The following is a 19106-nucleotide window of genomic DNA, read 5'->3' on the forward strand; positions in this document are numbered from 1 at the left end:
TTAACCCACGGTGGGAATGAGCCAATTGAGCATCGGATGTAAATTTTTTTGATCTGGCACACCGCTTGCGTGAATGGCTTGATCGCGATGAGTCAACGGCGTTTGGTTGCAATGGGTGCCGACGTCCGTAGAACTCGCCGCTATCAGTTCAAAGAAGAACCTCCCACCCTCAATAAGTTTAGGAACGAGAACGATGAAACTTGCAATTTCCACATTGGCACTGTCGGTTTGTTTGGCGGCCGCCGGATGCAACGACAGCGTGTACGACGAGCAAGCCGACGCTGTCCGCGACAACACTCAAGAGTATGCGTCGGATATTCGCGACGAATCGCAATCCACCGCCGAGGCGATTCGCGACGAAAGCCAGCAAGCTGCTGAAAACATTCGCGACCGCTACGAGTCGGCTAAGCCAGCGGTCGAAGATAATGCCGAAGAGCGTGCCGACGCTATCGAAGATCGCGGTGAAGCAAAAGCCGATGCGATCGAAGAGCGTGGCGAAAACAAAGCGGATCGAGTCGAGTCGCAAGGCGAAGAGAAAGCGGACCAACTCGAAGAACTTGATGACGACGATGCTGTAGAAGAAATCGAGTAAACGTTCGACTCGGTAAGCCACACGCAAGTGATTGACTCATTTGCCTAAATTGAAAACGCGTAGCGATAATCGCTACGCGTTTTTTTTTGTGGGATAGGGTTGCAGTCTGTCTTTCAAAATGTTTCGCAAATGACATGAACCCTCCGTTGGCGTTTGGGCCGTTCCGCTAGAGATTTACTGGAATAGGCGTAGGTCGGCCAGCTTTGGAGGTAGTGGACGAGGCTACGAGTCCCAGCGACTGAGTGGCACGACGGGACTCGTAGCCTCGTCCACTACATAGAAAACACTTCACCCGCGTGATTTGTCACAAAACTCGAATGTTACTGAGCAAGGCTTACTGAGCGAGGCTTACTGAGCGAGGCTGCCACCGTCGAGAATTTGTTGTCCCACAAAAAGATAGCGGGGTTTGCCGCCACGACGATCAAGTCGATACAAGGCCGCACTTCGTACGTCCGATGACTCCGCCATTCGCTCGCCTCCGAGAAAACGAAGCGTTGCGATACTGAACGCTAACCAAACAGATCGGGGCACTTTATCGACCTTCGAGCACGGCTGTACCAAACCGTCATAAGGTCCGCCAATAAATTCGATCTCTTCTTGGTTGATTCGGACATCGACATCACCGCTCGTGACGCTCGATCGACCGCGAAAAACGTGCTCCAGCATTCGCTGGAAAAATACTATCACTCGCATTTGGATCCCCCCGGACAACGGTGGTGTTAGTAGGGTTCCTATCCAGCCGGATTTCCTTTCCGGGGTCCCCAACCCAAGCGAATGTCTGATGCAAGCAACCTGAATGTAGGGTGAACCATTCTCAATCCTTGGTTACCCAGAACGAAGCAATCAATGTGCCTTTGACAAGCGGATTTGTAGCGACAAATGAAAAAGGATGGGAGTCGCCGAGAATCGCTCCGATAATGCTCGGTTAAGTCGCCGTTGGATGCTCATTGACCAGCACGACTTTGCCTTGATCGACTCCGTTTTCAACACGTTGATGGGCGGCGGCAGCATGAGCCAGGTCGAAACAGCTATCGATGGTGATGGTCAATTTGTCTTGTTCGTACAAATCGATCAGGATGCGAAGGTCATCACCGCACGGTTTTGCCAACATCACCGTCCCCGACTTGGAAAGCGGCCACGTGACCAGCGTCATCAGCATGCCTTTGACGTCCGGCTCGGTTGACACATAGCGTCCGCCGGGGTTCAACACATCACGCGACTCGAAATAGCCCGATTTTCCCGCAGCGTCAAAAATGAGATCCCAGCGTTCGCTTGATTCGGTAAAGTCGACTTTCTCGTAGTCATAGAAATGATCGGCTCCGAGTGACATGCAAAACGCTTCGTTGTCGCCACTGGCGACCGCATCGACGTGACATCCGAAGGCCTTGGCAATCTGCACCGCGAACATTCCAACGCCTCCACTTGCACCGTTGACGAGCACGTGGTCGCCCGCTTCCATATTGCCATGGTCTCGTAACGATTGCAGTGCGGTGGTGCCGGCCAATGGGATGGCGGCGGCTTCTTCGATCGTCATCGAGTCGGGGATCTTTGCAGTCACGTCAATCGCACAGACCGCATAGTCGGCCAGCGCACCGCCGCGGGCATGATCGAGAAACGCGATCACACGATCGCCAGGCGAAAAGGGGGCGTCGTCGGCACATTCGGCAATCACTCCGGCGACATCGTATCCCGGAACGCGTGGGAATCCGCCTGGCAGCAACCCTTTCATTTCTCCGCTGCGAAGCCGATAGTCGATCGGATTGACGCTCGACGCCAATACCTTGATCAATACCTGGCCGGGAAGCCGACGAGGCATCGGATGACTCGCCAAATGCAGCACTTCGGCGTCGCCGTAATCATCGTAGACCACCGCACGCATGGTTCGATCAGAATGAGGAGCAGTCAAAACAGTGGATCTCCCTAGAAAAGTGACGCATCCGTCGCCACAGCACTCGCAGGTCGCCACCAAATGTGTGCGATTTACGTTGCGATAAAACTTAATAAAACGAACAGCAACAAGAGTGCAACTTGCGTACCGGCGAAAGTGCGCCTTGTACACTGTTAGTTGGTGCCTAATCACCCGGCCTACTGATCACCCGGCCTACTGATCACCCGATGTGAACCTCCTCGTACCTGCCGGATCGCGGCAAGGCTGATACGAATGAATAGTTTTGATCAAGATCCACTGGAGCCTGCAACGCACGGGCCCGCAACGCACGGGCCCGCAACGCACGGGCCCGCAACGCACGGGCCCGCAGCGCAAGGTCCTGCAACCCAGGGGCCTGCAACCAGCATTCGTGATCCCACATCAAGACGTCGCCGCATTTTTCTGGCCACCGTTGCCCTCATGATCGCGGTTTGGTTTGCAACGAACATCGCGGCATCGGTGCTGAATTCCTTGTACTTTTATCGCGGCCCGTTTGGGGAATCGACGATTCTGTCAATGATTTCGACGGGATTGATGGGCATTACCCAAGGGATCCTAGTCGCTGCTGCGCTGCAAATCGCGGTGTGGTGGCAATGGCCGGTGCCGCGGCGACCGTCTTGGAAGCTCCTCATTTTCTTGGTTGCCAGCTGCAGTGCGGTGAATCTTTATCCGTACTTGGACTTTCAGATGTGGGAGATGTTTGCAGAGCGATGGTTTGTGATGCTTGTCTTGATGCTCGTTTTTCATCTGATCGTCGTTCCGCTCTATCTGTTAGGGATGAGTGTCCCGGGGCGGCTGTGGCAGTTCCGCTTGCTGGATACCCGGGAGGACGAGAGGTCGAGCCAGCTTTCGTCGCCATCGCAGCAGCGCTGGAGCATTGCGGGGTTTATCACTTTGACGCTTTTGGTTGCCGTCTTGATGGCGGTGTACCAAGGGATGCGGCGGCTCTTTGAAACCGAACTCAGCAGCTCGGTTGTGGTGAGCTATCCACCGAATGATTTAGTCATGATGGTTTACCACGCAGTCGATATTATTACCGATTTAATCGTGTTATGGGCGGCCGCACTGAGCTGTTTTAGACGGCACCGTGTCGTCTTGCTGTTGTTGCTGTTTTCGATGACGCTCTCTGCGTTAGCCGAATTTGCCTACATGTCGATCATCAACCAAGGGCAATCCGTCATCCCAATTGGATGGTTTTCCATCTTTGTTCGCCATGGGATCAACGTCGCTACGGTCTACCTGGTTTCGCGATGGTGTTTTCGTCGCTGGCGGACGGCGGGCTTTCAGATACGAGGGTGGGTGCAGGGCCGCGAATTGGCAACTCGATGATGTCGTTACTTCTTCCTCGAGCGACTTCTTTCGCAACGACTTCTTTCGCAACGGCCTCGTTCGCAACGGCCTCGTTCATTGCGATGTCATTGGGGTTCTGACTTCACGCCCCAGTCATCGTAGTGTTTCGCACTGTCGGCATTCCAAGTCGGCGAGGATCCCCACAGCGGGACGGTTGCCAGCGATGCTTCCCATTCCCCCAGCATCTTGTAGAGCTGTTCGGCACGCGGACGGTCGGTATCAAAACGGTCGTCGGCTTCGGCAAGATCGCTGGTGACTTGAAATAATTGAGCAGGACGATGCGACAGCGTGATCAGTTTGTCCTGGCCATCGCGAACCGCTGTTTGGCCTTGCAGTCGCCAAAACAGCGTGCGACGAATTGGATCCGATTTTCCCTGCAGCAGTGGCAACAAATTGATGCCATCGTAGGCTCCATACTTTGCTTCGGCGCGACGCCGATTGCGTTTGTCTTCGTGAGACGGAGACGGTTTCAGTGGCAATAGCTCCGCCCCAGCCGCGGCCATAAACGTGGGCAACACATCCAGACTCGAAACCACCGCGTCGGTTCGTTTGCCCGCGGGGATTTGGCCCGGCCATGACCAAATCATCGGTACACGAACGCCCCCTTCGCGTAGAGAGCCTTTGACGCCCGAAAGCGGCCCATTCCAGCTAGCATTATTGGTGGCACCGCCGTTGTCCGAAAAGAAAACGATCAAGGTTTCTTCGAGTTGGTTGGTGCCGTCGAGATAGGCCCGAACACGTCCGACCCCACGATCCAGTGCGTACATCATCGCGGCATTAGTGCGACGTTTGGGATCGCGGATATGGGCGAACTTCGCAAGATCTTGATCCGTCGCCTGCATCGGCGTATGAGGAGCGTTGTAGGAAAGCATCACCATCCAAGGCTTCGATGCGGCTTCGTCTTGGCTTTGGATCCAGCGAAGTGCTTCGTCGGTGAAAAAGTCGGTCAGGTAGGGACTGGAAAACTCACGTAGCGGTTCTCCATTTCGCTGCAATTGATGTTTGTCGGGTGTGGGAAAGTAATTGTGGCTTCCGACCAACATGCCACAAAAATGGTCAAAGCCGCGAGCGTTGGGGTGATGCACTTCCTCGCTGCCCAAGTGCCATTTGCCAACGAGCGCGGTGGCGTAACCAGCCGAGCGAAGTTGATCTCCCAGGGTGTGCTCGCTCGGTGACAATCCCAGCAATTCGGGACGCGTGCCATAGGCGGCAGCGGATTGATTCAAATTCGACTCGTAACCAAAGCGACGTGGATCGCGTCCGGTCAACAGCCCCGCACGCGACGGTGAACAGACCGAGCTGGTGACATACGCCTCGCTACAAAAGACACCCGACTTCGCGAGTGAATCAAGATGCGGCGTCTGCAAATGCTGGCTGCCGGTGTAGCCGAGATCGCCATAGCCCATGTCATCGGCTAACACGATCAACAAGTTGGGATGCTCAACCGACGCCGCAGACACGCCACGGTGACAGACTCCGAAAAATGCGGCGAACGCGACCAATGCCGCATAAAAGGATCGTAAACGCAGCGGAAGAGCAATCGCTGCGTTATCGTTTGGTTTTGAGCTCATGATGTCCTGTGCCGGGCAAATTCGCGTGTTAAAAATTCCTCAGTGGCTGACCAATATCTTAATCCACAATCGTGAGCCGTAAGGCACCGGGTAGAGGGATCTTGGGTAAGTAAGGCACTGGGTAAGTAAGGCACTGGGTAACGCGTCAGACCCGGCCGCTCACGCGTCACGGCTCACTCAATCAACGGCCAACGAGCATACAAAGTCTCACACACCTGTATTGCGATGCGGCAAAAACAGCGAGCCATTTTTGTTTTTGATAAAAAGAAAGCGAGCCTGCCAGCCTAATCGTTGTCTAGATCCACAGGGGGCGGTTGATCCGCTCGGCGTGTAGGGCAACGGCCACTACGGAATCAGGCAATGGACGCAACGGGAACAACAAAATGAAAACACGTGAACTCAGCAATCTCGGCGTTCCCAAAGGATCGGCGATGCAAATCGCCAAAGATACGATCAAGGCGGCGGCGGAATCGGGGCTGCAACGCGCTGTGCTTCGTGACACGATCGCCAGCGTCGTCGACTCGCCCAAGTCTTTCCTTGAACATGAATTGTGGGGGAAATTGGCAGCCGAGTTGGCGGGGGTGTTCGCCGCCCAATCGCGTTACGTTGGTCGCGAGCAAGCTGCGCCCTGGCGACAATGGGGCAGCGATCTGGATCCGACCGCCGTCCAGCAGATGGCTCATGCCTGCGAATTGCCGATCTCGCACAGTGGCGCGTTGATGCCGGATGCGCACCAAGGGTACGGCTTACCGATCGGCGGAGTATTGGCGACCAAAGATTGCGTGATCCCCTACGCAGTGGGTGTCGATATCGCTTGCCGAATGAAAATGACGGTCTTGGATTTGCCCACCACCGCACTGCAGAAACAGCAAGACCGTTTGCGGGGGGCGATCGAGCGTGAGACGCAGTTTGGCATTGGAGCTCGGTTTCGCAAACCTCGCCAACATGACGTGATGGATGCCGATTGGAGCGTGTCACACATCACGAAAATGAACCGTGACAAGGCATGGAAACAATTAGGAACCAGCGGAAGTGGGAATCACTTTGTCGAGTTCGGAATTCTGACGCTTCCTGATGATGATCTCGGTCTGCAAGCGGGGCAATATTTGGCGCTGCTCAGCCACAGCGGGTCGCGAGGTACCGGGGCGGCGGTTTGTGATTACTACAGCCGCGTGGCCAAGCAATTGCATCCCGAGTTGCCACGTGAACTGGTCAACCTCGCTTGGTTGGATCTCGATTCCCAAGCGGGCGGCGAATATTGGGCCGCGATGAATTTGATGGGGGAATATGCAGCGGCAAATCATGCCTGCATTCACAAAGCAATCGCCAAACACCTTGGCGTCGACGTGATCCTGGATATCGAGAATCACCACAATTTCGCTTGGAAAGAAACCCATGGTGGCGAAGAATTGATCGTCCATCGCAAGGGAGCCACGCCCGCAGGAGCCGGAGTATTGGGGATCATCCCCGGTTCGATGGGGGCTCCGGGGTACGTGGTTCGCGGCAACGGTGTCGAGTCGTCGCTGCAAAGTGCAGCACATGGTGCAGGCCGCAAAATGAGCCGAACTGCAGCGAAACGTCAATTCAATTGGAAAGACGTAAAACCGTTTCTAGCCAAGCGAGGCGTGACGTTGATGTCGGCCGGGTTGGACGAAGTTCCGATGGCCTACAAGGACATTGATGAAGTCATGGCGTCGCAACGCGATTTGGTGGATACCGTGGCTCGGTTTGATCCCAAATTGGTCAAGATGGCTCCCGCCGGCGAACGTCCCGAGGATTAATTGCGACTTAGTTGCGACGTGGCGTCTGATTAAGCGTAGCGGAAGTCGTCAAGACTTTCGTTCGATTGACTTATGTCCGCCGAAACTCACTCGCGAGTTGCGCTACAGAATGCTTGATTTGCGGCCTTGGTCCGGCCTACGGGGATGGCTGCAACAGGTCCAATAACGATGCGGTCATCGTCGTAAATGCGGTCTTTAGCGTTTCCGGAGCATCCGGGTAATAGATTCCCGAATGCAGCGACGGTGCGGGGATCCCGAGCTGCTCGAATCGATCGAGTCGCGATTGATCGACGGAGCCAACGGAGTACATCAAGATCGGTACTCCGGCGATCCCATAGCGGCTAAAGTCCTCGCCTCCCATCGATTGTTCGCCTGGCACCATGTTTTCTACCCCAAGCACATCCGAAAACAGCTTGGTCATTCTTGCCGTTAATTCGTCATCGTTTCGCAACGACGGTGTCCCTTGGCTGATCAGCACATCGGGTTCTTCGGCGTTGTGCGCCATCGCTACCGCCAACGCACGTCGGCGAATCGCGGCGAGCACTTGTTGTCGCACTTCTTCGCTGTAACTTCGCACGGTTAATTGTAACTTGCAGTCATCGCCGATCACATTGTGTTTTGTTCCGCCATGGATCGAACCCACGGTCACTACCGCAGGCTCGATCGGTTTAACCTCGCGGCTGACGATCATCTGTAGCGACAAAACCAATTCCGCCGCTTGCACGATCGGGTCAATTGTCGAATGCGGAGCCGAGCCATGACCGCCACGCCCCTTCACGGTGATGTCGACGCTGTCGACGTTAGCGAGCGAATAGCCGGGCATCAAGCTGATTGCGCCGGTAGGTTTGTCGGCGCTAACGTGAATGGCCAAAGCATAGTCGGGCTTCGGAAACCTTTCGAACAAGCCATCTTTCAGCATCGCTTTGGCTCCCTCGCCCAGCTCTTCGGCCGGTTGACCGATCATGATCAGCGTTCCCGACCATTGATCCCGGTGTTCGCTCATGTAACGGCCCACTGCGGTCACATTCGTCATATGAATGTCATGACCACAAGCATGCATCACGCCCGTGCTGCTGCCGTCTTCGCGAGTTGCTTGCACGGTCGACGCGAAAGGAACCGGAGTCTGTTCGGTCACGGGCAACGCGTCCAAATCGGTGCGAATCATCACGACGGGGCCCTTTCCGTTGTGCATGATTCCGACGATTCCGTGACCTCCCACCCCGGTGGTCATTTCGAAACCGAGTTGTTTCCAAATTCCCGCCAGCTTCGCGGCCGTTTTCTCTTCTTCAAAGGAAAGCTCGGGGTGCTGGTGCAGCCAACGATAGAGTTCGAGGAAATGGTCTTGGTTCTGTTCAAACCATTGCGCAGGCGAGGTCGTGGCGACAGTCGATGTGGCCGGCGATTCCGCCAGCACCTGCGGCGTGTCGGTCATTCCTTTGCCGAGTAGAACTGTCAACAAAACGATCGCGGTACAAGAGCGAACACGCATGAAAATACCTTTGTCGAGGATCTGTGAACAACGCCAGACCTGCATTCTAAACGTTCGTCGTTGTGTCTGCTATGATTACGCGAGTTCAATCGCCCTTGATGGCTCAACAACGTCCTACCCCCTGCATAATGCCATGCAATTTTTAAGCGGTCTGCTACGCTCGGTCATCCGGCCGGTTTATGCTGACAACGAATGTCTTGATGACTTCCGCTGCGGACAACCCTGATTTTTCAGCCTGCAGATAGCACTCCCAGACTGACTTACGCTACTGGCTAGCAGCCTATCCCACTTTTACCCACCTGATTTGACTTATGCGAATTACATCCCTCCCGTTTGCATTTCTGGTTCTTGGCGGCTGCCTGTCGATGAGCACAGGCTGCGATTCGAAGCAGGAACCGGCGGATCCCGCTCCTTCGGCTGCCGTTGCCAAAGCCCAACCCGCCGCCACCGACGATCCCGACGCGGTTGCGGCGATCGAGGCAACATCGGCAAAAGTGAAGAAGGATGCCGACGGAGCGATTGTGGAAGTCGATTTTCGTGGCACCTCGATCGATGATTCGCAACTCGCTTTGCTGAAACCTCTAAAACGCGTCCGTTCGGTCCTGCTAGGCGGCACGGCAATCAGCGACGAGGGTCTGAAAACACTCGCCGAGGTTGGCACCCTGGAAAACGTTGATTTGCGGGATTGCAAAATCGGTAACGCGGGACTGGCCAATCTGACGCCGCTTTCCAAATTAAAAGCACTGCGATTGTCAGGCAAAAGTGGCGACTGCTCCGTTGACGACGACGGCATGCAGCACGTTGCAAAATTAGAAAACCTGAAAGTATTGGCGATCGACTTCTTGTGGATCAGCGAAGTGGGGCTTGAAGAATTAACTGGCCTGAAAAACTTGCAAGAGCTGTACATGGCCGAAACCACAATCGGCAACGATGCCATCACGATCCTGGCGAACTTTCCAAATCTTAAAAAGCTGCGTTTAGCGAAAAACCAGATCGATGCGATGGGGATGGCCGAGCTGCCGAAGATCAAGAACCTCGAAGAACTTGATATCAGTGAGTGTGCTCAGCTGTTTGATGATGCAATGCAACCGCTCAGTGAACTGACTCAGCTGAAGAAACTGAACGTGTGGCGAGTCAATATTTCGGATGCGGGGGTTGAACCGCTCAAGGGGCTGACCTCGCTCGAGTCGTTGAACCTAGACAACACACGGCTTACCGATGCGGGAATGCCTTACCTGAGTGATCTGAAAAAATTAACGTTCTTGCATTTGGGATCGACGCAAATCAGTGACGCGGGACTGGTTCACTTAGAGGGGCTGACGGCACTAAGAGATCTGAAAGTGACCCGTACCGCGGTCACTCAAGAGGGCGTCGATAAGCTGAAGAAGAAGCTGCCCAAGACCGAGATTCAGCTGAAGTACATCGAAGGCGAGTGATCTGATTCGTCAGATCAGGCAGCTGTGTTCCCGTAGCGAAAGTCGCGAAGACTTTCGACCAAGATTGGACGTCATCAGCGACTGCGTTGCCGGGCCAATGATTGTCGCTCGGCTTTCCAAGCCGTTAGCGTGCGGCAGACGACGACGCTGTTGCATCGTTGATTTGCTGATCCGCGTAATGGGCGGCGATCAAGGCTAATGCGGAACACAGCAGCGGATCGTTCTCTTTCATCAATCCACTTCGTTGATTGACGATGCTGGCGTCAGGTCTCTGGTGACGCTGCAAGCGATGCACTAATTGCTCAGCCCAATCGCCGCCGATCCCAAGACGCCAATAAGCCTCCGCTCGCACAGCTTGATGGTAAAAGTAAACCGCATCGCCCCACGGCTCAGGATGCTCGCGAGGAATACCTTCGGGGTATTCCCAGTCGCTGTGTTGCTGGAGCCATGCCCGGGCGGACATCACGCGTTCATCTGACGCGTCGCCTCCCGACGCCAGCAGAGCGATCACACCATCACACGTCGCCGTCGCATAACTGCGAAGATAGGTGTGCCCATTTTTTTGCCCCATTCGTCCCTTGTTTGCCGCTATTACAAGCGGTGAGAAGTAAAAACCGCCGTCATACAAATAGCCTTTCGCACGCGGGTCGAGATTGACAGCGCTCATATCGCCAGGATGAGGACGCGGTTCACTCGGATGCTTTTGCAGCAATCGAAGAAAGTGCTGCGCGTTTGAGTAGATTTGATCCAGCTCAGGATTTGGCGTAGTCGATGCCTGATCATCATACGATGACCTGTCGTCGGTAGCACGGATCGCCGCCAATGCCCAACGTGTGTGCGACAAATCCATATGCCCGGTTTGTCCCGGTGGTTGAGTTCCCCCGAATCCCCATCCGCCGTATGCGAGATCTGACTTCGAAAAGCCACGTGACTCGGTAAATTGTTCACGGATTAAAAAACGACGCAGTGAATCAACCGCGGCGTCGTTGTCAGGCATCGCCTCAAAACAACGCAGTGCAAATGCACTTGCAAACACCGGATACTCCAAAACATCCGCGTCCGCCACACCGAGGACACCGTTTCGCATTTGGTTGATCATCCATGATCGCGCCCGAGCTGCGGCAACCGATTCGGCAAAACTGGAATTGCAATCTTGCAGGATCGACAACACAAATGGCGTCAACGCCTGCCCGCTTTTCAGCAACGCATACGTCTGACTTTTCCAGCCCCCATCGGGCGATTGTTGACCAATCAGATAATCACTCAATGACGTGATCAGCGACTGAGATTGTGATCGCACCACGTCAAGCTCCGACGCAATAAGTGACCTCAACTGCGATCCGGGGATCGATGCGGCGATTCCGCTTGCCAAAAAAATGCGACGAGATATTGGGGTGTTCATAACGCAATAACCAACATGGGGACGGAGTTTGCGATGTGGAGGTTTGGCGTCCAAACGGAACCGACCGAGTGAGCCGTGACGCGTGAGCGGCCGGGGCCCACGCATTACCCGGTGCCTTACAGCCCACGGCTCACAACTGCGAGGCGAAAGGATCGAGTGAGCCGCTTACCCGTCGTGGACGTGGCTACACGTCCTGCACGAAGGATCTTTAGCAAGATCCACTACTTTGGGTGATACAATTGACGTACCCACAACGCATCACACTACTTTGCCGATGCGACTCGCTTCAGCAATTTGATGTCGTTTTGCGTCGTGATGACTTGCAGTGCCGCTGCGGTACAGAACACCGGGCTGGTGATGCAGTGGTGCCCATTCCAGCTGCCATCGGGGTTTTGTATTTTGCCCAGTCGCTGAGTCATTTTGGAGTTCCATTTGTCCCAAGCTTCACCGCCTGCGATCACTAGCGACTCGCTTGTCATCAAATAGCTGAGGAATTCTTCGCCGCCATTGTTGCCAAAACCGGCCAACAAACTTTCGTCCCCGAGCCGTTCTAGCTGGGCACGATTTTGCACGACGGCATCTCCCAGCACTTTAGCCTGGCTCGCATCTTGACCAGCGATTTGCAAATTTTCTTCGTTGACCTCAGCATCCGCTTGCAATTTGCCTTGTTTCTTCGCTTCTTTGATCGTCTGAAACGCCTGTGCCGCGTCGACCGCATTGCCTCGCAAGCCGCCCGAGAATGCGTACAATTCAACACCGGCCGCGGCGGTTGCCGACGCCTTGCCAGTCGTCGTATTCACATTCTGTTTCTGATATTCGCGTGCCTTTTCCAGTTTCTTAGCATCGACGTTTTTGCCAAGTGCCCTCGCAAGTTCGAGTGAGTTACAGTTCCAAGCTGACTGTAGCACTGGAGCCCAGCCACCGCCGCTATTCCAGCTGCCGTCTTTCGCTTGGGTTCGTTGCATTCGTTCTAAACAGGATGTCAGCGCGGCCTCGACTCGCTTGTGCCAAGGGTCGTTCTTTGGCAGGGCGTCCGAGACTCGGGTCAAAAATTGTGCTGTCATCGCAGTATCGATCATCGGTCCCAATTTCCGTTGCGGCTGCGTCCCTTCGATCGATGTGATTCGGTCAGCATTGGGTTCCGCGTTCTCAACCACCTTCACTAGATAGTGCATCGCGTTGACCACAGCGTCGCGATACTTGCCTTCACTTGGCGTATGTCCGGCTCGCAACAGTGCCGTTGCGGCAAAGGCAGTGGTTGCAGGATCGGAGGGAGATTTGGCAGGGTCGAGTACCTGTTGTCGAGCATGACTGCCACCGCCCCAGCCACCATCGGAATGTTGTGCCGAAACGAGCCAACTGAGTCCCTGTTTGACGACCTTGGCGGTCGCCTTCTTTTCCTCTTTCTTCTGTTGTTTGTTGCTTTTCGCCTGCTGCTTTTTGCTCCCCTCATCCGCTGGCTCTGCGGTGGACTCGGTCGCAGGCAATTCGGCAGGAAGCGACGCCGGTTCGTCGGCCACAAGATTCAAGGTCAAAATGGTGGCAATCGTTCCGCATAGAAGGCTGCGAGAAAGCAATCGAGCCGCGAATGCTGTAGTGGACATGACGTTCTCTCCGAAAGAAACAAGAAAAGGATTCGCGTGAACGCAAATGTCCGCCACGCGAAGGGAGCTTGCACTATCGAAGTTAAACGAATCCAAGTCCGTTTTATTAGGAAAGCAGATGCTTTGACCTGAATTTTACAATCGCCTGAGATTCAAAGACCAAAACTACCCAGTTTGCCAAAAAGGTGTCCGACACCTTTTTTAGGTGCGGTCCGACAACAATCGAATCGTTTCGTCGACTTGGTCCGAGAAATCGCTTGGCAAATTTGAGCTCGGTGCTAGCGAGGCGATTTGGCGATGGCGTGGGGTCGCCGAGGGCACTTCGCCGTCGCTATTGGATTCCCGCTCGTCACGGAAGGAATCCGCAATCGCACGGTCATTGGTGCGTGGGTCGGTGGTATCCGACGAATCGCGTGGCGAATTTTCGGCGATTTGAGGAATCTGCACAGGCGGAAGCACCTGTTCGCCATCTGCAGACGTGTCGTCTTGCTCGCCACCGCCAACAGTGCCACCGCCCGTTCCGTTGCGATTGATCTCGTTAAGAATCAGCAGGGCATCGAGCGCGGTGACCGATCCATCTGCGTTCACGTCGTAGCCGAACGCGGGGTCACCCGCGCCCACAGGGCCGGGGCCGTAAACGTTCAGGAAATTGATGATTGCCAACGCATCGGCGGCGGTAACCGAACCACCGTTATCAACATCGTAAGGATTCGAGTCGTTGTGGAACGGGGTCTCGTTTTCGAGAACATCGATCACAAAGGTCGACGACAGCGGTTGGAACTGGTTGTTCGAATCGGTCGCGGTGACTGTCAATTGAATCTCGCTTTGCGTCGACTGCTCGACGAATTGATCGTCGATCAGTTTCAATTGGCCGTCAACCACTTCGAAACGCGTGTCATCGACGGTCAACACATAGCGAGCGCTGACGGATTGGCCATCCAGCGTAAGCGTGCCCGCCACGGCACCGGATTCGAACTCGACCACCGATCCCCCGACCAAGCTCAGTACCTCGGGTTGTTCAGGCAGATCCTTGACGCGAATCGTGATCGGCTGCGTGAAGGGCACGCCGTTGATGCCGAACTCTTTTGCGGTCACGTTGACCACGATTTCTTGGGTGTCTTCGAAGTTTAGTGAAACGCCGTCAGCCAACCGCAAATCCGAACCATCGATCACGAAACGATCGTCATCCACCGTCAAAATATGGAATTGCTCGGTGTCTTCGTCGATTACAAATAGCTCGGCTACCGTGTCGCCCACCGCGTTCTCGAACACGGTGGCTTCGCTCGGCGAGATGCCGGTGATTGGATCATTGGAATCGGTAACAGTGATTGCCGGATAACTGACTAGTTCTGTTTCCGTTTCAGGGTCCGTGACGGAAACGGTCAAAGGAATCCAAGGCTCGACTTCAAAATTCAGTCCTTCGCCGTTCGCGCCGCCGATGAAAATCAACATGCCTTGATCATTGACTTGAAAGCGAGGGTCGTTGACCTGGATTACGTGATTGTTCACACCGTCAGCGTCGATCACTTCGACAAGTCCTATATCATCGCCGAGCGCAAGGGCTTCGGGAATCGGATCAAAGTGGAAGATGACATCGACGGGAGGGTCGGCAACGGGGGTGACCGTGATCAACAAATCGATCAGTTCGGATTCGGTGACGCCATCATGAATCGTAACGCTGACCGAATCGGTGCCGTAGAAATCAGGATCGGGTTTATAAGTAACCGAACCATCCACCGCGACGCTGACCGTGCCATGCGACGCCGTTCCTTTTTGTACGATCACGAACTGGTCGTTCTCGATGTCCGATGCCCCAACGCGAACTCCGGGGGCTGCGAGATTGAGCGTTTGGTCTTCGCTGGTCGACAGCGCAGGCAGACTTTCGTAGTTCGGCGCCGTATTGTCGCCTTCGACGAACAACGCGAACCGAATCGGATCGGCATCTTGATTGTCGGCAATCTTGACGCGATGCGAATCGGCACGCCGCAGCGAAACTTCGATGACCCCTGTGGAACCGAGCACCGCGATCGCTTCGGGTTTTCCTTTGCTGGCGATTGCCACTAATTCACCGATCGTCGACAAGTCGATCGCCTGGTCCGCAATCACCGATCCGTCTCGCAGATCGACGACCTGCAACAGAGTGTCCACTGGCGAGACGGTCATTAGTAGATCACGAGCCCCATCGAGCGTGACGGGGCCTGTCATTTCGGGAAACGAGTGGAGCGAAGCGAAATCGGCGTTTGCGTCCAGCACGCTGACACCGCCATCGATTTGCCTTAGTACCAACAATCCCGACTCGTCGTCAAAGTCCAGCAGGCTGCTGACGCCCGCCACTTCGATCGGATCGGTGCTGATCATCGAAGCGGTTTCGTTACTCCACAGTGACAGCTTCAAGCCATCTTCGCCTGCCCAGGCAAATACGCTGCGAGGTCCTGTGTCCGATGTGATCACGGTTGTGTCCGCAGGCACGATCGTGGTCGTGGTCGATACCACGAGTCCGAGATCCGCATCGGAAGCGTCCAGCGATTGGACCGCAACTGGATCCGCGCTGTCGGCCAACGCCACACCACGTCCGTCGCCATCGATGGCAATATCGGACCACAATTTCGAGGACTCGCTGCCTGACAAATCGATCGCATCGACGGTGCCCGAAGCAGGGTCCACGATCCATGCCGAATCGCCGCCCACTTCGCCGCCGATCACCAGCAGATTTCCGTCAGGCAACGTTTGCAATTTCGTCAAATGGGTGCCAACCGAAATCGTTTCGTTTTCGGCCGCAGCCAAGTCAGCGACTTCGACCCCCGTTTCAGTCAACACATAACCGCTACGATTTCCCGCGGCCAGCAAACTCAACGCATCTTCGATCGGCGTCGCTGCGGTCTCGATCGTGGCTTTGAACGGGTACAGCTGGTCCTGGACACTGGTGCCGTTGAATAAGCGGACTTGGTAATCACCATCGCTCAGGCCATCAAAACGAAACGCGCCTGCGGCATCAGCAACCGCAATTTTTTCGCCCTTCTCGAGGACTGCGTTGTTATTGGTATCGAGGTAGACCAGACGGCTGGGGAGGGAATGTTCGCTCGCTTCTTGGCGAAAGGAATGGTCCAAATCGTCAAAAACCACGCCCGTAATCGCCGCCAGGACGCGGCGGTCGCCAAGATGTTCGACAATGGGACGACGCCGAATGCGAATCCGTCCGCGTTTTGGAGGTTGAGTGTTGGATGATCGACGTTTGGTCATCTTGTTTGATTCTCGGTAGGACTTGTCGCGATCTTGGTTTTACCCGCCAGGCTTTTCCAAAAGCATTTGACAGGCAAGCACATGCGGTTGGAAGCAGCTAAACAGGGAAAAGTTCCCTTGGAAACAGCCTTCTTGGGGGAGAACCCAAGCACAACGGAGTACGATGAAATCAAATCGACGACGTTGGTGGCCACCACACAGGAATTAAGACTGTTTATCATAAGCAGTGCACGGTGGTTTTGTACGAAGAATTAGCCGCAAAAACAGACCGAAAAGTGCCCGCCCGCTCGATAAGAACGCGTAAACTGCGGTGATTGAGCTCGGACATTGCCGAAATTCAGTTCGTCTTTTTTCAAATCCTATCCATTTTCTCCAGCCCCGCTAAAGTCGCGGGAGGCGTTTATGTTGAATCACTGTCATGTTTTCCGCCAAATCGGGCTCGTTTCTGCATCTGTGTTCGCCACAGCCGTCTTGCTTTCGCCGCTGTATGGGCAAAGTGAGGAGGATTATGAATCGATGCAGGAGCAGATGGAGATGGGATACGGCGGTGAATCACGTCAATCTGCTCCCACGTCAATTTTTTCATCGATGAATCTGGCGCCGCTGATGGCCGCTTCGGTCCCAGCGATGGAGGACAAACGTCCACCTCTGAAGAAACAGTGTGATGAAGCGTTTTTAGACGGGCGAATGGCGACCGCGCTGGAATTATTCTTTGGCAACTTGGTGATCGAGCCAGAGAAGGCCAGCGAGCAGCTCAACAGCGTCAAGTACAGCGCGATGCTCAAACGCCCCGTGTGGCAGATCCGCTGGGGTGTCTCGTTGGCGGTACGAGGCGACGATGCTGGCGACAAGGGGGCGATCACGGAAGGCTCGGGAGGCAATCGAGGAAACTCAGGCTTTCGCGGGGAAGATTTTGGTCCGAGCGAAATGGGGCCAGATGAGTTTGGCATGGGCGACGGGGCGATGGGACGCGGAAATAATGCGGTTGCCGCGGCGAATTTGGACCAAACCGCCGAAGCAGAACTCGAAGAAGCACTGGGGTTGGTGGCGGAAGTCACTGCGGAGCAATTTTCACTGCGATTTTCGCGGGGTGACTTTGGCTTGGCACTCTCGTCCATCGTGCCAGCCCCACCTGTGGTTGAAACGCCACGCAACGGTCCCAGCGATGCAATGGATCAGGAAATGAACGAGTCGATGGAGCGTGAGCGGATGGAGCAAGAGCGGATGCGGATGGAGCAAGAGCGGATGGACATGGAGATGGAGCGATCAATGGATTCGGGCTCCGAATTTGGCAGCAACCGAGCCGCCAAGATGGAGGTGGTCCAACCGCTTGACGAGACACCAAAGATCGACGCCGGACTCGAGCCATTTCCGATGTGGAAGCCTGGGATTGTCTATCTCGGATCGGTCAGTTCGGCCGAATCGACGAAGAAAGCCAAAGCTCGTGACATCGACTTTATCTTGCATTTCGATGTGGTTTTGAAAGAGGGCCGCGACGGGGCGATCCAGAACATCTCTCGTTGTCGGATGATTCGCGTTGCCGATGGCAAAACGATGGGACTTTCCAAGCCGTCGGATAGCATCGAAGTCCAGCGTCCCGGCACCATTGCACGCGATTACGTGAACGAACAGATCGCCAATCTGTTTGCCATCATCGATCGACAAATGGTCTTGGTCGCGATGCCAAAGTTGTCGCCCGAGATTGCCAAGCGACGCATCGCCTCGCTGTTCTCTGGGTCCAAAGCCGATCGTTTAAAGGCACTTGCTGAGATTCGGCTGTATCAATCTCAGCAATTGATCAGTGACGAGGATGTCGAAAAAGCGTTCTATATCGTTGGGGGGGCCGATGGGATGAAAATGCTGCATGGCACCCAAGAGGATCAAATTGCTACGGTGCACGAGTGGGTGACCGAGACATTGACGATCGAAGAATAGATCGCAAGCTTCCAAGGGTTCTTCGGCACCGCAAGCGTTTTCCAACGCAAATTCCCTGCCGCACAATTTGCATGACGATCCTCGTCATGCAAACAGTACGGCAGAGATGAATTCAAAGTGGCTGGTGTTTCCGCTATCCCTGGCGATCCAGCGTCATCTTGGGCAGCGTCGTCGGCTGGGGTGACATCAGTCGGGGGCTCCAAACCCGTCGACAAACTCACATCGCCACCGGCATCAAGACATCTGCCGCGGGGGTTAAACGCACGTTCTTGCAGCGTGACAATTGGAATTGGCGAGGAGCTTCGCGGCACAGGCATAAGCCCAGGAAGCGATAGCTGCCCATAAACCGAATCGGGCTGACGATTCGGTGGGTTTGATTGCCCTCGGCATCGACGTAATCCATTTCGATGACGTAATTGTCACAGTCGTGCATGGCGCGTCGCAAAATCGTGTTCATAGGTACCTCGAAAGAATTTAGGGGAAGTCGTTTGCTTGACTACTTCCAATATTCGTGATGCCTTTGACACGTCAGGTCACGACGTCAAAAAAATTTTTTTGAACTGAGAAAAGACGAGGTGGCGGCGCCAAAAACAGTGCGTTCCCGACGCCGGAGGCCAACGCCGAGTGTCCCAGAAAAGTTTTGAAGTTGCGAGTTTTTCACAACCTGACGCATCCGTTTTGAAGTTGCGCTATTGTATTTAGGGGCAAAGCCCCGGACGTTTACCTAGCCCAGCCCATCGGGCTGGGACCAAGAAAACCGATGAATTGTAGGGCCAACG

General features: G+C 54.8%; 13 protein-coding genes. 5 read left to right on the plus strand and 8 right to left on the minus strand.

What is annotated here, in order from left to right:
• Positions 1–193: 193 nt before the first annotated feature.
• Positions 194–592 (plus strand): hypothetical protein, encoded by a 399-nt coding sequence (locus ABD971_RS16940; protein ID WP_339946716.1) that lies wholly within the window; start codon positions 194–196, stop codon positions 590–592.
• 348 nt (positions 593–940) lie between these two features.
• Here ABD971_RS16940 and ABD971_RS16945 read toward each other — a convergent pair whose 3' ends face one another.
• Both ABD971_RS16945 and ABD971_RS16950 read right to left on the minus strand, forming a co-directional pair.
• Positions 941–1285 (minus strand): hypothetical protein, encoded by a 345-nt coding sequence (locus ABD971_RS16945; RefSeq protein ID WP_339946715.1) that lies wholly within the window; start codon positions 1283–1285, stop codon positions 941–943.
• A 232-nt stretch (positions 1286–1517) separates the two neighbouring features.
• Positions 1518–2471 carry an NAD(P)-dependent alcohol dehydrogenase gene (locus ABD971_RS16950; RefSeq protein WP_345323981.1) on the minus strand — a complete coding sequence of 318 codons (954 nt, stop codon included), beginning with the start codon at positions 2469–2471 and terminating at the stop codon, positions 1518–1520.
• A 282-nt stretch (positions 2472–2753) separates the two neighbouring features.
• On the opposite strand from ABD971_RS16950, the gene ABD971_RS16955 reads away from it, so the two are divergent.
• A complete protein-coding gene (locus tag ABD971_RS16955; RefSeq protein WP_345323983.1) occupies positions 2754–3848 on the plus strand; it encodes a hypothetical protein in 1095 nt (364 codons plus the stop codon).
• Positions 3849–3934: 86 nt separating this feature from the next.
• Here the strand turns inward: ABD971_RS16955 and ABD971_RS16960 are convergent, their stop codons facing one another.
• Positions 3935–5440: a sulfatase-like hydrolase/transferase gene (locus ABD971_RS16960; protein WP_345323986.1), complete on the minus strand. Its 1506-nt coding sequence runs from the start codon at positions 5438–5440 to the stop codon at positions 3935–3937.
• A 383-nt stretch (positions 5441–5823) separates the two neighbouring features.
• On the opposite strand from ABD971_RS16960, the gene ABD971_RS16965 reads away from it, so the two are divergent.
• Positions 5824–7221: an RtcB family protein gene (locus ABD971_RS16965; protein WP_345323988.1), complete on the plus strand. Its 1398-nt coding sequence runs from the start codon at positions 5824–5826 to the stop codon at positions 7219–7221.
• A gap of 136 nt (positions 7222–7357) precedes the next feature.
• On the opposite strand, the gene ABD971_RS16970 is transcribed toward ABD971_RS16965, so the two are convergent.
• Complete coding sequence (locus ABD971_RS16970) at positions 7358–8710, minus strand: M20 metallopeptidase family protein (RefSeq protein ID WP_345323990.1); 1353 nt, start codon at positions 8708–8710, stop codon at positions 7358–7360.
• 311 nt (positions 8711–9021) lie between these two features.
• Here ABD971_RS16970 and ABD971_RS16975 point away from each other — a divergent pair, with 311 nt between their 5' ends.
• The gene (locus ABD971_RS16975; RefSeq protein WP_339946709.1) at positions 9022–10146 is read left to right on the plus strand and encodes a leucine-rich repeat domain-containing protein; all 1125 of its coding nucleotides are present in this window, start codon (positions 9022–9024) and stop codon (positions 10144–10146) included.
• A 124-nt stretch (positions 10147–10270) separates the two neighbouring features.
• Here the strand turns inward: ABD971_RS16975 and ABD971_RS16980 are convergent, their stop codons facing one another.
• The 3 genes from ABD971_RS16980 to ABD971_RS16990 form a co-directional block, all read right to left on the minus strand.
• Positions 10271–11548, minus strand: coding sequence for a hypothetical protein (locus tag ABD971_RS16980; protein ID WP_345323993.1), 1278 nt, complete (start codon positions 11546–11548; stop codon positions 10271–10273).
• A 263-nt stretch (positions 11549–11811) separates the two neighbouring features.
• Positions 11812–13152: a prenyltransferase/squalene oxidase repeat-containing protein gene (locus ABD971_RS16985; protein ID WP_345323995.1), complete on the minus strand. Its 1341-nt coding sequence runs from the start codon at positions 13150–13152 to the stop codon at positions 11812–11814.
• Positions 13153–13353: 201 nt separating this feature from the next.
• Positions 13354–16392 (minus strand): Ig-like domain-containing protein, encoded by a 3039-nt coding sequence (locus tag ABD971_RS16990; protein WP_345323997.1) that lies wholly within the window; start codon positions 16390–16392, stop codon positions 13354–13356.
• A gap of 402 nt (positions 16393–16794) precedes the next feature.
• Between ABD971_RS16990 and ABD971_RS16995 the strand changes: the two genes are divergently transcribed.
• Entirely contained in the window at positions 16795–18327 is a 1533-nt protein-coding gene (locus ABD971_RS16995; protein ID WP_345323999.1) for a hypothetical protein, read from the plus strand.
• Positions 18328–18544: 217 nt separating this feature from the next.
• Here the strand turns inward: ABD971_RS16995 and ABD971_RS17000 are convergent, their stop codons facing one another.
• Positions 18545–18784, minus strand: a complete 240-nt coding sequence (locus ABD971_RS17000; protein WP_236621942.1) for a WYL domain-containing protein — start codon at positions 18782–18784, stop codon at positions 18545–18547.
• Positions 18785–19106: the final 322 nt, after the last annotated feature.

The organism is Novipirellula rosea, from assembly GCF_039541335.1.
GTDB classification, from domain to species: domain Bacteria; phylum Planctomycetota; class Planctomycetia; order Pirellulales; family Pirellulaceae; genus Novipirellula; species Novipirellula rosea.